The following is a 14,742-nucleotide window of genomic DNA, read 5'->3' on the forward strand; positions in this document are numbered from 1 at the left end:
GCGGCCCGGCGGATCAGACCAGGCCCTCCTCGCCGCGTTCCTTCAGCTCGTCCACGATCTTCTTCACGTCCTGCGCGCGGTCGCGCGGGCAGACCAGCAGCGCGTCCGGGGTGTCCACGACGATCAGGTCGTGCACCCCGACGGTCGCCACAAGCCGGCCGGAGTGCGGCACCACCACGGTGCCTGTGGTGTCGTGCAGCAGCACGCCCGGCTTGGCGTCCCCGCCCAGCACCACGTTGCCGGCGCCGTCGGCGGGCAGCACCTCGCCGAGCGTGTGGAAGTCACCCACGTCGTTCCAGCCGAAGTCGCCGGGCACCGTACCCACCCGGCCCGCAGTCGCCGCGCCCTCCATCACCGCGTAGTCGACCGAGATCCGGGGCAGCGTCGGCCAGATCCGGCCGAGCACGTCGTCCTGCTCCGGGGTGCCCCAGGCCGCCGCGATGGCGGTGATCCCGGCGTGCAGCTCCGGCTGCTGGCGGGCCAACTCGGACAGGAAGACGTCCACCCGCCAGACGAACATGCTGGCGTTCCAGAGGTGCCGCCCGGAACGGACGTACACCTCGGCCACCTCGGCGGCCGGCTTCTCCTTGAACTCGCGTACCGGGCGCAGCGTGCCGTCACCCACCGGCTCACCGGTCTCCAGGTAGCCGTAGCCGGTCTCCGGACGCGTCGGGGTGATGCCCACAGTCATCAGCAGCCCCTGCTCCGCGCCCCGGATGGCCTGCCGTACCACCTCGGCCAGCCGGGCCGGGTCGCCGATCAGGTGGTCGGCGGCGAACGAGCCCATCACCGCGTCCGGGGTCCGGGTGGCGATCACCGCCGCGGCCAGCGCGATCGCGGCGCAGGAGTCCCGCGGCGACGGCTCGACCAGGATGTTCTCCTCCGGCAGGCCAGCCAGTTGCCGAGCCACCGCCGCGGCGTGCGCGGCACCGGTGACCACGAGCGTGCGCTCCGGAGTGGTCAACGGCGACAACCGGTCGACGGTGGCCTGCAACAGCGAGGCGGCGGTGCCGGTCAGCGGGTGGAGGAATTTGGGATGGCCGGCACGGGACAACGGCCACAACCTCGTGCCGCTGCCGCCCGCCGGGATGACGGCGTAGAACATCAGCACATCATGCCCGAAGCGGGCGAGCCGTCACGGTCGGTCGCCCGGAACCGGCAGCCGGCGCTCAGGACCGGGCCCGTCGCCACGCCGCGATGTGGACCTCGGCACTGGACTCCCAGGTGAACTCCTTGGCCCTGTCGAAACCGGCCTTGGCCAGGGACAGCCGCCGCTGCTCGTCGTCCAGCAGGGCGGCCAGGTCGGTGGCGATCTGGTCCGGGTCCTCGCTGGTGTAGGCCACCGCGTCGCCGCCCACCTCGGGCAGGGACAGGCGCGGCGTGGTGAGCACCGGGGCGGCGCACGCCATCGCCTCCAGGATCGGCAGGCCGAAGCCCTCGCCGTACGAGGGGTAGGCCGCCACCAGCGCGCCGCCGAGGAAGCCGGGCAGGTCGGCGTAGCGCAGGTAACCCGGGCGCAGCAGCCGCAGGTGCGACGGGACCTCGGCCACCGCGCGGTCGATGTCGTCGTCGTGGCCCTGGCCGCCGGCCACCACCAGCGCGGGCGGGTTCGGCCGGTCGGCCACCGCCCGGGCCCAGCCGCGGATCAGGTTGGGTACGTTCTTGCGCGGCTCCTTCGCCCCGAGGAACGCGATGTAGCTGCTGTCGCCGAGGCCCAGGCGGGCCCGGACACGTGCCTTCTCCTCGTCACCGGGCGCGTGGAACGCGTCCTGGTCGACGCCGTGGTAGGCGACGTCGATCCGGGTCGGGTCGGCGTCCAGCAGCCGGATCAGCTCGTCGCGGGTCGCCTTGCTCGGCACGATCACCCGGCCGGCCCGGCGCAGCGACGTCTTGATCGCGCTGCGGAAGAACGTCCGGCGCGACTTGTCGTAGTGCTCCGGCTCGGTGAAGAAGGTCGCGTCGTGCACGGTCACAGTCACCGGGCAGCCGGCGCGCAGCGGGCAGGTGTAGAACGGCGAGTGCAGCACCTCGGCGCCGACCTGCTGGGCCAGCAGCGGCAGGCCGGTCTGCTCCCAGGCCAGGCGCGCCGGCCGGTGCGCGACCGCCGCCGGGGCGGGGATCACCTCCGCGCCGGGCAGCATCCGGGTGTAGCGCTCCAGGTCGGTGCGGAGGCTGACCACGGCCAGGTCGACGCTGGTGCCGCAGACCCGGCCCAGCGCGCCGAGCAGTCCGTCGACGTATCTACCGACGCCGCCACGGTCGGCGGGGACACTCGTGGCGTCGATGAGAACGCGGGGCGGGCGACCGGCGGTCACGGGGCGACTCCTCAGGTGGCGCAGTTGTGGGGAAGAACACTCTCGGCAAGCCTACGCCGGGCCCGGCGGAAGGCGCTGACCGCGACCCGACGGTACGCCGACTTGTCGTTGTCATCGAGTACGCACGCGGGGCGCGTATCGTTCGCGCCGATGGCCGACAACATTGCCCGGGTGTTCGCCGACGCGATCGCGACCGACCCCACCCGACCGCTGCTGACCTGGTACGACGACGCCACCGGCGAGCGCACCGAACTCTCCGGGGCGACGCTCGCGAACTGGGTGGCGAAGACCGCGAACCTGCTCACCGACGAGGTGGGCGCCGCGCCCGGCGACACGGCCGGGGTGCTGCTGCCGCCGCACTGGCAGACCGCCGCAGTGCTGCTCGGCTGCTGGTCGGCGAAGCTGACGGTGACCGGCACGCCGGGGCCGGTGGAGGCGCTGTTCGTGGCCGTCGACCGGGTCGACGAGGCGGCCGGGTGGCCGGCCGGCGAGCGGTACGCGCTGGCGCTCGACCCGTTCGCGCTGCCGATGCGGCAGGTGCCGGCGGGCTGCACCGACTTCGTCGGGGCGGTACGCGGGCACGGTGACCACTTCACGCCGTACCCGGCCGACGGGGACGGGGACGCGGCGCTGCTGGCCCGCGCGCGGGCGCGCGGGATCGAGCTGGGCCTGACCCAGGGCGACCGCCTCCTGGTAGACGTGACCACCCACCCCGACCCGGTCGACTGGCTGCTCACCCCGCTCACGGCAGGCGCGAGCGTGGTCGCGTGCGCCCACCCCGACCCGGCCCGCCTGCCTTCCCGCGCCGAAACCGAGAAGACCACCCACACCCTGCGCTGACCCTCCAGCGTCAGCGAGGGGAGACAGGGCTGTCGGTGGTGGCTCGGCGCTGGGCCAGGGCGGCGAACGCCGTCAGGGACTCGGGGTTGGCCAGGGCGCCCTTGGCCGCGGCGCTGTCCACCGGGGTACCCGTCAGGATCTTCTTGACCGGCACCTCCAGCTTCTTCGCGCTCAGCGTGCGGGGCACGGCCCGGACCTGGTGGATCTCGTCCGGCACGTGCCGCGGCGACAGCGCCGTACGCAGCTCCCGGCAGATCTTCCTGCGCATGTCGTCGTCGAGTTCCAGGCCCTCGGCCAGCACCACGAACAGCAGCAGCTCACCCGCGCCGCCCTCGTCGTCCTCCAGGTGCACGACCACCGAGTCGACCACCTCGTCCAGCCCCTCGACCACGGAGTAGAACTCGGCGGTGCCGAGGCGTACGCCGCCCCGGTTGAGCGTGGCGTCGGACCGGCCGGTGATCACGCACCCGCCGCGCTCGTTCACCGTGATCCAGTCGCCGTGCCGCCACACCCCGGGATAGACCTCGAAGTACGCCTCCCGGTAGCGCGCGCCGTCCGGGTCGTTCCAGAACCCGACCGGCATGCTCGGCATCGGCTCGGTGATCACCAGCTCGCCGAGCTGCCCGATCACCGCGCTGCCGTCGGCCGAGCGGGCCTCCACCTTCGCGCCCAGCGCCCGGCAGGCGATCTCCCCCGCGTACACCGGCAGCAGCGGCACGCCGCCGACGAACCCGGTGCACACATCGGTGCCGCCGGACAGCGACTGGAGCTGGAGGCGGTCGCTCACGTTCTCGTACACCCAGGTGAAGCCCTCGGCCGGCAGCGGCGCGCCGGTCGAGCCGAGGCCGCGCACCGCGGACAGGTCGGCGACCTCGCGCGGCACCAGGCCGGCCTTGCGGCAGGCCAGCAGGAACGGCGCGGACGTGCCGAAGTACGTGGTGCCGGTGTCGGCGGCCAGCCGCCACAGCGCGCCCAGGTCGGGGTGGCCCGGGTTGCCGTCGAACAGCACGATCGCCGCGCCCACCGCCGGGCCCGAGACCAGGAAGTTCCACATCATCCAGCCGGTCGTGGTGAACCACAGGAACCGGTCGGACGGACCCAGGTCGTGGTGCAGCGCCAGCATCTTGAGGTGTTCCAGCAGGATGCCGCCGTGGCCGTGCACGATCGGCTTGGGCAGGCCCGTGGTGCCGGAGGAGTAGAGCACGTAGAGCGGGTGGTCGAACGCCACCGGCGTGAACGTCAACGGCTCGTCCGTCGGCGCCGCCAGCTCCGCCCACGGCAGCGCGCCGTCGGGGGCCGGGCCGTCCGGATCGAGGTACGCGATGGCGACCGTGTGCCGCAGCGACGGCAGCGCGGCCCGGATCGCGGCCACCTCGGCGCGCCTGTCGACAGGCTTGTCGCCGTACCGGTAGCCGTCCACGGCGACCAGGACCGTCGGTTCGATCTGCTGCCACCGGTCGGTGACGCTGCGGGTGCCGAACTCGGGCGCGCAGGAGGAGAAGATCGCGCCCAGGCTGGCCGTGGCGAGCAGCAGGACGTACGTCTCCGGGATGTTCGGCGCGTACGCGGCCACCCGGTCGCCCGGACCGACGCCGAGGCGGCGCAGCCCGGCGGCCACCCGGCGGACCCGCTCGCGCAGCTCGGCGGCGGTGAGCGTCTCCGGCGCGCGCGTCTGACCGTGCGCGATCACCGCCGGGTCGTCGTCGCCCAGACCCGGCATGCGCAGCACGTTCTCGGCGTAGTTGAGCCTCGCGCCGGGGAACCAGCGGGTGCCCGGCATGGCCCGGTCGGTGAAGGTGGCGGTCGGCGGGGTGTGCGCGACCACGTCGAAGTAGTCCCAGATCGAGCGCCAGAACGCGTCCAGGTCGGTCACCGACCACTGCCACAGCGCGTCGTAGTCGGCGAACTCCAGCCCGCGGTGCTCGGCCAGCCAGCGCAGGTAGTCACCGATCCGGGACCGCTCCCGCACGTCCGCCGGCGGCGTCCACAGCACGTCAGCCACTGTTCCACCCTCCCCTGGGCCCGCCACGACGGTGTGCCGGAGCCGTGGCGCCATCTTGCCCTACCTCGTGCCGCCATTGTCCGCGCCGGGGGCGCCGTACGGGGCGTGCCCCGCCCACACCCCGCACCCCGCACCGGTGTGGGCGGGCACCCGTCAGCCGGCGCGGTGGGCCTGGATCGCGCGGCGCCGGGCGAGCCGGTGCGCGCGCCGGATCTCGGCCTCCCGGAAGCGGCGCTCGTCGTCCGGCGTCTCGGGCAGCACCGGGCGGACCGGCCGGGGCGTGCCACCCACGTCGACGCCCACGAACACCAGGTACGCGGTGGCGACCCGGACCGGCTCCTCCTCGGCCGAGTCCCAGCGCTCGGCGACCACCTTCACCCCGACCTCCATCGAGGTCTGGCCGGTCCAGTTGATCTGGGCGTGGGCGTGCACCAGATCGCCCACCCGGACCGGCTCGGAGAAGACGATCTCGTCGATGGACGCGGTCACCGCGGTGCCGCCGCTGTGCCGCGCCGCGGCCGCTCCGGCAACGTCGTCCACGAATTTCATCAGTACCCCACCGTGCACGGTCCCGTACAGATTGACATCGACCGCGGTCATGATGCGACTGAGCGTGACGCGGGAGTACGAGGTCGGCTTACCCGGCGGGACCGCGGGATGATCTGTCATGCCGAAAACGGTACGGTGCGCGGATGCGACATCTCTGGAGCTTCCTCGCCGGGTTGGCGGTGGCGCCCGTCACCTGGGTGCTCGTCACGCTCGGTCAGGACGGATCTGAGCGGACCGTCGACCGCTGGGTGGAGATCGGGACGTACAGCACGCCGAACCTGATCGAGCCGGCCGTCTATCTGGGCGTCGCCGGCATCCTGCTCGGCCTGCTCGGCACGTTGCGCTTCTCGCCGTTCGGCCCGCTGGCGGCCGGCCTGCTGCTCGCGGTCCCGTACGTCGGGCTGTTCGTCGCGCCGTTCAGCGTGCGGGACCGGGTGCCGGACGACCTGAAGCTGCTCGGTGACCCGCTGCCGCTGCGCGACCCGCTGGACAACGGCACGCTGTTCCTCATCGGGGTGCTGCTGCTGATGGCCGTGTTCAGCACGAGCCGCTGGCGGCGTCCCGCCACACCCGCGACGGCCGAGGCGGAGCTGACCCCGGCCGTCACACCGGTGGAGCACAAGCCGACGCTCACCGACTGGCCGCCGGCGCCGGCGAAGGACCCGGACACGCCGCCGCTCACGCTGGCGTACCCCGAGTCCCCCACCGAACCGCTGCCCCGCCGCACCGGCGGCGAGTCGCCGTGGTCCGCGCCCCCGCGCGGCGCGGGCCGGCCGGAGGGCACCGAGAGCCGCTGAACGAGTGCGGGCGGGCCGGTACGTGACCGGCCCGCCCGCCCCAACGTCGCTCGTCAGCCCTTGAGCAGCTGACGCGCCATGACGATGCGCTGCACCTGGTTGGTGCCCTCGTAGATCTGGGTGATCTTGGCGTCCCGCATCATCCGCTCGACCGGGTAGTCGCGGGTGTACCCGTAGCCGCCGAGCAGCTGGACCGCGTCGGTGGTGATCTCCATGGCGGCGTCGGACGCGAAGCACTTGGCGGCCGCGCCGAAGTAGGTCAGGTCCGCGTCGCCGCGCTCGGACTTGCCGGCGGCGGCGTACGTGAGCTGCCGCGCCGCCTCCAGCTTCATGCCCATGTCGGCGAGCATGAACTGGATGCCCTGGAAGTCGGCGACCGGCTTGCCGAACTGCTTGCGCTCCTGGACGTAGCCCTTGGCGTAGTCCAGCGCGCCCTGCGCGATGCCGACCGCCTGGGCGGCGATGGTGACCCGGGTGTGGTCCAGCGTCTTCATCGCGGTGGCGAAGCCGGTGCCCTCGGCGCCGATCATGCGGTCGGCGGGGATCCGGACGTTGTCGAAGTAGACCTCGCGGGTGGGCGAGCCCTTGATGCCGAGCTTCTTCTCCGGGGCGCCGAAGCTGACGCCCGGGTCGGACTTCTCCACCACGAACGCGGAGATGCCCCGGGACCGGGCTGTGGGATCGGTCACGGCGAACACGGTGTAGTACTCGGACACGCCCGCGTTGGTGATCCACCGCTTCACGCCGTTCAGCACCCAGTGGTCTCCGTCACGTACCGCCTTCGTCGTCATCGAGGCGGCGTCGCTGCCCGCCTCGGGCTCGGAGAGGCAGTAGGAGAACATGCCCTCCCCGGCCGCGACCAGGGTGAGGTACTTGCGCTTCAGCTCCTCGGAGCCGGCCAGCAGCAGCGGCATGGTGCCCAGCTTGTTCACCGCCGGGATCAGCGAGGACGACGCGCAGGCCCGGGCCACCTCCTCGATCACGATGGCCGTGGCCAGGGCATCAGCGCCGGCGCCGCCGTACTCGACCGGGATGTGCGGGGCGTGGAAGTCGGCGGCGCGCAGGGCCTCGTAGGACGCCTTGGGGAACTCACCTGTCTCATCCGCCTCGGCGGCGTGCGGAGCCACCTTGGCCGCACAGACCTCACGGACCGCCTCCCGGATCGCCTCGTGCTCCTCCGGCAACCGGTAGACGTCGAACGACTGCTCTGCGGCCATGTCGGCCCTCCCCTTTCACCGCTATCATGCGCAGTCTGTGCCGCCCGGGGGCCGACGACTGCCGCAAACTGAAGGATAGCCACCGGCCCCGGCCGAACCTTACCGGCGGGTAGGCTCGCGCCCGAGCCTCGCCCGCCCGACCCCATTACCCTCACAGCAGACATCCAGTTCCCTCGGTGCCCGGCCTCGGCGCCCCAGCAGAATGCGACGCGTGGAAGCGCCGCCAGTGCGAGCGGAGAAGACAGGCGTGACGATTCCGTACCCGAACACCCAGCCGATGCCCGCCATCGCCGCGGTGACCCCGCCGTCCGGCGCCGCCCGCCCGCGGGTGACCTTCCTCGGCACCGGCTACCTCGGTGCGACCTACGCCATCTGCTATGCGGAGCTGGGCTACGAGGTGCTCGGCTTCGACGTGGACGCCGACAAGATCGCCAAGCTGAACGCCGGCGAGGTGCCGATCCACGAGCCGGGCCTCGACGAGCTGCTGCGGCGCAACCTCGCCGCCGGCCGGCTGCGGTTCAGCACCGACATCCAGGAGACCGCCGACTTCGGCGACGTCCACTTCATCTGCGTCGGCACCCCGCAGCGGGCCGACGGGATGGGCGCCGACCTGTCGTACGTCGAGGCGTCCGTGACCAGCCTCGCCCAGCACCTGACCCGCAAGGCGCTGATCGTCGGCAAGTCCACCGTGCCGGTGGGCACCGCCGAGTGGGTGGAGCAGCTCGTCGGCAAGCACACCCCGGCCGACCTCGGCGTCGAGGTGGCGTGGAGCCCCGAGTTCCTCCAGGAGGGCTTCGCCGTCGACGACGTGCTGCGTCCGAACCGGATCGTGGTCGGCGTCAAGAGCGAGTGGGCCAACGGCATGCTGTTCGCCGCCCACAAGGGCGTCTTCGACCTGGCCGCCACCGAGGACCGCGAGGTGCCGCTGGTGGTCACCGACTTCGCGACCGCCGAGCTGGTCAAGGTCGCCGCGAACGCGTTCCTCGCCACCAAGATCTCCTTCATCAACGCGATGGCCGAGGTCTGCGAGGCGGCCGGCGGCGACGTCACCCAGCTCGCCCGCTCGATCGGCTACGACCCGCGCATCGGCAACCGGTTCCTCCAGGCCGGGCTCGGTTTCGGCGGTGCCTGCCTGCCCAAGGACATCCGCGCGTTCCAGGCCCGCGCGCAGGAGCTGGGCGCCGGTGAGGCGCTGCGCTTCCTGCACGAGGTCGACCTGATCAACCAGCGCCGCCGCAGCCGCGTCGTGCAGCTCGCCGCCGAGCTGCTCGGCCGCCGCTCCGGGCCGGCCGGCCCGGACCTGTCCGGCACGCGGGTCGCGGTGCTCGGCGCCACGTTCAAACCCAACACCGATGACGTACGCGACGCGCCGGCACTCGCGGTCGCCTCGCTGCTCGGCAAGGCCGGCGCCGACGTGCACGTGTTCGATCCGCAGGGGGTCGAGAACGCGCGCCGGGCGGTGCCCGAGCTGACGTACGAGGAGACGATGAACGATGCCGTCCGCGGCGCCGACCTGGTCTGCGTGCTCACCGAGTGGGCCGAGTTCCGCAACGCCGACCCGGTGGCCCTGGGCGAGCTGGCGAACGGCCGCAAGGTGGTCGACGGGCGCAACTGCCTCGACTCCACACTGTGGACGCAGGCCGGCTGGGAGTACCGCGGCATGGGCCGCCCCTGATCCGCTGAGCGCGCGGACCGGCCGCCGGGGAACGTCTCCCGGCGGCCGGTCCGTTTTTGTTGTCCGGAACGCGGCGGCAACTGTCGAAATCCCGGCCCACTCAAGGCATGCTGCCTCTGGGAGGTCCACAGTGCGGGGGCACGGGCGGACGGGAGACTGTCGTGGAGAGCTTCAGGTGCGCCTCGTGCGGGCAGGACATCAAGCCCGCCGTCGTCTGCCCGCACTGCGGCGCGCACCAGCCGCAGTGGGCCGAGCACCTGGCCGACATCGAGCGCTCGATCGCCGAGATGAAGGCCCGCGACGCCGAGATCGCCCGGGAACAGCGGCAGATCGCCGCCAAGATGCAGGCCGCCCTCTTCCAGCGGGACATACTGGCGCACGCCGGTGAGGAACGGATCCGGCAGGCCACCCGACCGCGCCGGGTGCTGCGCCGCCGGCCCGGCCGCCGCCCGCCCACCGCGGCCACCGGCGCGCCGCCCCGGGTGCCCCGCCAGGGCACGCCGCCCGGCCCGCCGGAGGACCTGCCCCCGTCGCCGCCGCGCGGCCGCCCGCGCTGGCTCGACGCGGACGACCCGGAGCACCCGCCCGAGGCGTCCTCGCGCGAGGTGCAGAACATCCCGCTCGGACTGGGCGCGCTCCTGCTCGGCGTCGCCGCCGTGGTCTTCGCCGCGGTCGCCACCAGCTCGATGGACGCCCTGGCCCGCCTCGGCGTGCTGCTGGTGGCGACGGCGCTGATGCTGCTCGCCCCGCCGGTGCTGGCCCGCCGCGGGCTCACCTCCACCGCCGAGACCATCGCCGCGGTCGGGTTGCTGCTGGTGCCGCTGGCCGGGTACGCGCTGTGGGCCGTCGACCGGATCGGCGGCGAAGGATCAGGTGCCGCGTTCGCCGGGGCGATCTTCCTGGTCACCACGCTCGTCGCTCTCGGCTACGCGTACGGGACGGGTCTGCGCGCGCCACGCTTCGCCACGGTGCTGGCCGCCCAGCCGGTGCTGCCGCTGCTGGCGTACGAGCGGATCACCGGGCCGGTCGGCTGGGCGCTGGTGCTCACCGTGGTGGCGGTGCTCGACCTGGCGCTGGCCCGCTCGGCGGTGGTACGCGAGCGGCCGGTCCGGCGTGACCTGCCCGTCACCGAGCCGGTGCCTCCCGTCCCGCCCCGGCAGCGCGCCGACGAGGACCGGCCCGAGTCGGCGCCGGAGGAGTCCGCCGAGGTGCTGGGCGGCGAGACGCCACCGGGTCCGGCCGCCGCCGCCCGGCCGGTGCCCTGGCTGCCCGAGCTGACCTGGCTGCTGCACGGCGTGGCGGTCGCTGTCGCGCTGGCGTACGCGGTCACCGGCCTGCTGCGCGCCGCCACGGTGCCGCCGGCCGCCGCCGCGGGCGCGACGTTGCTGCTCGCCGCCCTGGTCGCGCTGGCCGGGACGCTCGTGCTGCGCCGGCCGCCGCTGCCGGACGTGGGCGCCGGCATCCTCACGCTGGCGGTCATCGGCGCGCTCGGCCGGGTCGCCTCGGTGGCCCTGCCCGGCCGGTCCCTGCTGCTCATCTCCGCCGTCATCGCGCTGACCGGGCTCGCCGTCCGGGCCGTACCGGAGACGGCCCGGCGTGGGCCGCAGATCGCCTCCGCGGTGGCGCTCACGGTCAGCGGCCTGGTGGTCGCCGGTGGCGCGCTGCGCGCCGGGCTGGCCCCGGTCCGGGCCGCCCTGCCGGCGTGGTCGGCGGATCTGAGCGGATGGCACGCCGAGCTGGCCCGGGCGGTCGGCCCGACCGGCTGGCAGCTCGCGGCCAGCGCGTTGCTGCTCACGATCGCCGCCGTGATCGCGCTGCCGGCCGAGATCCGGCGCGAGTTCGCGGTGGTCGGCGCGGCGCTCACCGCGCTCGCCGTACCCGCGTCGCTCGGTCTGGGCTGGGCGGCGGCCTGCTGGCCGATGCTGCTCACAGCGGTAGCGGTCGGCGTGCTCGGGCTGACCGCACGCACCGAACGGTCCGCTGTGGCGCACGCGGTGACGGCGGCCGGGCTGGGCCTGATCGGCGCGGGCGCTTCGCTCGCCCGCCCGGCGCTCACCGCCGCCGCGCTGACGGTGCTGTTCCTGGCCGGGGCGCTGGTGTCCCTCGCCCCGCGGGTCCGGCTCGCCGCCGCCGCGACGGAGACGGTCTGCTCCTGGGCCGCCGGTGGCGCGGCGTTCGCCCTGCCCGGTGCCGTCGCCGCGTTCGTGGCGGCCACGGTGCCGACGCCGCCGGTCGCCACACCGGCGAACCTGCGCGAGATCACCGTGCCGATCCTCGCGGCGAGCTTCCTCGCCGTCTGCGTCACGCTCGGCTATGCCGCCCTGGTGCAGGTGGCGCAGCGGCACCTGAGCATGCCGCACGCGCTCGGTACGGTGCTCGGCGCGGTGGCGGTCGCCGCCGCCGCGTTCGGTGCGCCGGGCGCGACCTCGGCCGACGCCTGGGTGGGCAGCCTGCTCCTGGTCGCCGCCGCGCTGCTGGCGCTCGCCCCGCGCATCGACGCCGGGCGCCGCGCGGACATGTCCCTCGACGGGTCCGACCTGGCGCTCGCCGCCACCACTGTGGCGCTCGTCGCCACGCTGGCCCGGATCGCCGCGGTGCTCGCCCCCGGCGGTCAGCTCGTGGTGGCCTCCGCGCTGGTGCTGCTGGTGGCGGTGGCCGCCCGCGCGCTACCCGAGGAGTGGCGGCGCGGCCCGATCCTCGGCATCGCCGCCGGTGGCACGCTGATCGGCCTGATCGCCGCCTGGAGCGCGTTGCGCGGCGGACTCGGCGTGCTGGCCACCCCCGGCCCGATCTGGGCCGGTGACCTGACCGGCTGGCCGGCCGCGCCGACCGGCGGATCGACCTGGCAGGCCCCGGTGGCGCTGGCGCTGCTGGGGGTGACCGCGGCGATCCTGCTGCCGCCGCCGTGGAAGTACGACGTCTCCGGCCTGGCCGCCGTGCTCGCCACGGTGGGCGCCCCGGCCGCGTTCGACCTGCCCTGGTGGTCCCCGGTACTGGTCGGCTGCATGGTGGCCACCGTCTACGGCATGTCGGCCGCCGCGTCGGCCGATCCCCGGGCCGCGCTGTCCCGGGCCACGGTGGCCGGGGTGGTGGCGCTGCACGCCGCCGGTGCCGGGCTGGTGCGGCCGTGGACCACCGCGCTGGCGCTGGGCAGCATCGCGCTGATCGGCGCCACGGTGGCCGCCGTGGCCCGGGCGGTCGCGCCGTCGCTCGTCGACGACGTCCGCACCGAGGGCATGCCGCGGCACCTGGTGCAGGTGGGCGGCGCGGGCGCCGGAGCCGCACTGCTCGCGCTGCCCGGCGCGGTGGCCGCGCTGGCAGTCGAGTACGGGCGTCCACCGCAGGTCGTGCTCACCGCCGCGCTCGCCGCCGCCAGCATCGGTCTGGCCGCGATCGCGGCGGTACGACGGCAGGTGCCGCAATATCTCCCGTACGCCAGCGTCGCGGTCGTCGGCGCGGCCACCGTGACCGCCGCCGCGGCGCTCGCGGTCGGCCTGCCGGCGGGCGTGTTCGCCGCCGCCGCCGCGCTACTCGGTGTGCTCGCCGAGCTGATCCGGGCGGCCACCGTCCCGCCCGCCGGCTCGGGCCGGCCGGTACGCCGCTGGACCGTGCTGCTCAACGGGGCGCTACGGCGCGCCCCGGACGATCCCGAGCTGCGCTGGCGGGTCAGCCCGGCCGCCGGTGCGCTCGCCGCGGCGGCGCTGCCCACCGCGCTGGCCCTGGCCACCCTCGCGCCCTCGCTCGTGGTGGCCTTGTTCTCGCCGTTCGCGGTGCTGCGCCGGGTGTGGCAGGGGCCGCCGCCGGAGCTGCTGACCCCGCCGCCGGAGGCGGTGAACCCCACGCACGTGCTCACCGCGCTGCTGCTGACAATGACCGCGGCGCTCGCCGCCACCGGCTTCAGCGGCGGCCGGCGGTCCCGGGCGGTGCCGGTGATCCTGCCCGGGGCGGCGATCACGCTGCTGATCACGCCGGTGGCGCTCGGCAAGGGCTGGCCGGTGACCGCGCTGGCCGCGCTGGCGGTGTTCACCATCTCGATGCTCGGGCTGGCGCTCACCCCGCCGCCGGCGATCGCCGAGCCGGGCCGGTCGATCCGGGTGGCCCGGGTGCTGGTCTTCGCGCTCGGGCTGGCCGCGGGTGGCGCCGGGCTGGCCGGCAGCCTCGCCACGAGCGACCTGACCGTGTTCACGCTCGGCGGGGCGGTCGGCGTGGGCGCCGTCGCCGCGTTGTTCGGCACCACCCAGCGGGCGCGCATCCTGGGCTGGTTGTTCGGCTCGGTGATGGCTCAGCTGTTCGTACTCACGATCGGGCTGAAGTCCGGGCTGGCGGCCGTCTGGTCCGCGTTCGGGGTGCTCGCTGTCGGCGCGGCGTTGCAGGTGTTCGCCGCCACGCTGCCCCGGCTGCGCCGTCCCGAGGCGTACCGGGAGGCGGCCACAGTCGAGTGGAGCGGCTACGGGGCGGCGCTCATCGCGCTGGCGCTGGCGTACGACTCGCCCCGGCACATCGCCGCGCTGCTGGCCGCCTGGGGTGCGGTCCTCGGGGTGGCGGCGAGCCGTCCGGGACGCCGCCCGATGGAACGCAACCTGCTGTTCTGGGCGGTGGTGGCCTGCGAGATCAGCGCCTGGTGGATCCTGATGCGGGTGGCCGACGTGGCGCTGCCGGAGGCGTACACGCTGCCGTTCGCCGCGCTCGCCCTGCTGGTCGGTGTCCTGCAACTGCGGCACCGGCCCGACCTGTCGAGCTGGGTGGCGTACGGGCCGGCGCTGGTCACCGCGTTCCTGCCCACGCTGGCGATCGTGATCGCGACCGAATCCAGCATGCTGCGCCAGGTGCTGCTGCTGCTCGGCGCCGTCGCGGTGCTGATCTTCGGCTCGACGAGCCGGCAGCAGGCGCCGGTGATCGTCGGGGCGACGGTGACCGCCATCGCGGCCGTGCACGCGCTGTTCAGCCTCGGCCCCTGGCTGGTGCTGATCCCGGTCGGCATCGTGCTGCTGGTGCTGGGCGCGAGCAACGAGCGCCGTCGCCGTGCCCAGGAACGCCTCCAGACCGCCCTGCGCGGCATGCGGTGAGCCGGTCCCGGTCGGCCTGACCCGTCGTGGAGCAGGTCACGCTCCGTGTCGACGGGCTGCGGCGGGGGTGATGCCCCTCTGCGGCCTTTGCTCTGCACCCACGGAGGCGACAGTCACCAACCGTGACGACGGCTGCGGCCGAGCCGCTCGGGACGCGAGGCCGGAGCGCAGGTCAGGGCCGTGCTGCGCCGAAGGCTGCAGAGCAAAGTCGGCGGAGGGCACAGACACCCGTCGCCCCGGCCGGTCACGCTGAGCGACCGGACGCCTGGGAAACAGAGAGT

At 74.3% G+C, this 14,742-nt stretch carries 9 protein-coding genes; 4 read left to right on the plus strand and 5 right to left on the minus strand.

Annotated elements, in window-relative coordinates; translation table 11 throughout:
- Nucleotides 1-13: 13 nt before the first annotated feature.
- Both SM452_RS20245 and SM452_RS20250 read right to left on the minus strand, forming a co-directional pair.
- Nucleotides 14-1,105, minus strand: a complete 1,092-nt coding sequence (locus tag SM452_RS20245; protein ID WP_262012477.1) for a mannose-1-phosphate guanylyltransferase — start codon at nucleotides 1,103-1,105, stop codon at nucleotides 14-16.
- Nucleotides 1,106-1,169: 64 nt separating this feature from the next.
- On the minus strand, nucleotides 1,170-2,315 hold the full coding sequence (locus SM452_RS20250) for a glycosyltransferase family 4 protein (RefSeq protein ID WP_194798512.1): 1,146 nt from the start codon (nucleotides 2,313-2,315) through the stop codon (nucleotides 1,170-1,172).
- 150 nt (nucleotides 2,316-2,465) lie between these two features.
- Here SM452_RS20250 and SM452_RS20255 point away from each other — a divergent pair, with 150 nt between their 5' ends.
- Complete coding sequence (locus tag SM452_RS20255; protein ID WP_355506573.1) at nucleotides 2,466-3,155, plus strand: TIGR03089 family protein; 690 nt, start codon at nucleotides 2,466-2,468, stop codon at nucleotides 3,153-3,155.
- A 10-nt stretch (nucleotides 3,156-3,165) separates the two neighbouring features.
- Here the strand turns inward: SM452_RS20255 and SM452_RS20260 are convergent, their stop codons facing one another.
- Both SM452_RS20260 and SM452_RS20265 read right to left on the minus strand, forming a co-directional pair.
- Nucleotides 3,166-5,157: an acetoacetate--CoA ligase gene (locus SM452_RS20260; protein ID WP_355506575.1), complete on the minus strand. Its 1,992-nt coding sequence runs from the start codon at nucleotides 5,155-5,157 to the stop codon at nucleotides 3,166-3,168.
- Between the two features lie 153 nt (nucleotides 5,158-5,310).
- Nucleotides 5,311-5,826 carry an acyl-CoA thioesterase gene (locus SM452_RS20265; RefSeq protein ID WP_262012480.1) on the minus strand — a complete coding sequence of 172 codons (516 nt, stop codon included), beginning with the start codon at nucleotides 5,824-5,826 and terminating at the stop codon, nucleotides 5,311-5,313.
- 23 nt (nucleotides 5,827-5,849) lie between these two features.
- Between SM452_RS20265 and SM452_RS20270 the strand changes: the two genes are divergently transcribed.
- Nucleotides 5,850-6,503, plus strand: a complete 654-nt coding sequence (locus SM452_RS20270) for a hypothetical protein (RefSeq protein WP_262012481.1) — start codon at nucleotides 5,850-5,852, stop codon at nucleotides 6,501-6,503.
- A 53-nt stretch (nucleotides 6,504-6,556) separates the two neighbouring features.
- Here SM452_RS20270 and SM452_RS20275 read toward each other — a convergent pair whose 3' ends face one another.
- Complete coding sequence (locus SM452_RS20275; RefSeq protein ID WP_463840488.1) at nucleotides 6,557-7,720, minus strand: acyl-CoA dehydrogenase family protein; 1,164 nt, start codon at nucleotides 7,718-7,720, stop codon at nucleotides 6,557-6,559.
- Nucleotides 7,721-7,967: 247 nt separating this feature from the next.
- Here SM452_RS20275 and SM452_RS20280 point away from each other — a divergent pair, with 247 nt between their 5' ends.
- Together SM452_RS20280 and SM452_RS20285 are read left to right on the plus strand one after the other, a co-directional pair.
- Nucleotides 7,968-9,395, plus strand: coding sequence for a UDP-glucose dehydrogenase family protein (locus tag SM452_RS20280; RefSeq protein WP_013284143.1), 1,428 nt, complete (start codon nucleotides 7,968-7,970; stop codon nucleotides 9,393-9,395).
- Between the two features lie 161 nt (nucleotides 9,396-9,556).
- Nucleotides 9,557-14,461, plus strand: a complete 4,905-nt coding sequence (locus tag SM452_RS20285; RefSeq protein WP_463840489.1) for an SCO7613 C-terminal domain-containing membrane protein — start codon at nucleotides 9,557-9,559, stop codon at nucleotides 14,459-14,461.
- Nucleotides 14,462-14,742: the final 281 nt, after the last annotated feature.

The sequence above is a fragment of the Micromonospora sp. SYSU B005 genome (genome assembly GCF_055362685.1).

Excerpts from the sequence above, each read along its gene's own strand:
- SM452_RS20245 (WP_262012477.1), bottom strand. The coding sequence starts at position 1,105 with ATGTTCTACGCCGTCATCCCGGCGGGCGGCAGCGGCACGAGGTTGTGG.
- SM452_RS20255 (WP_355506573.1), top strand. The coding sequence starts at position 2,466 with ATGGCCGACAACATTGCCCGGGTGTTCGCCGACGCGATCGCGACCGAC.
- SM452_RS20265 (WP_262012480.1), bottom strand. The coding sequence starts at position 5,826 with ATGACAGATCATCCCGCGGTCCCGCCGGGTAAGCCGACCTCGTACTCC.
- SM452_RS20270 (WP_262012481.1), top strand. The coding sequence starts at position 5,850 with ATGCGACATCTCTGGAGCTTCCTCGCCGGGTTGGCGGTGGCGCCCGTC.
- SM452_RS20275 (WP_463840488.1), bottom strand. The coding sequence starts at position 7,720 with ATGGCCGCAGAGCAGTCGTTCGACGTCTACCGGTTGCCGGAGGAGCAC.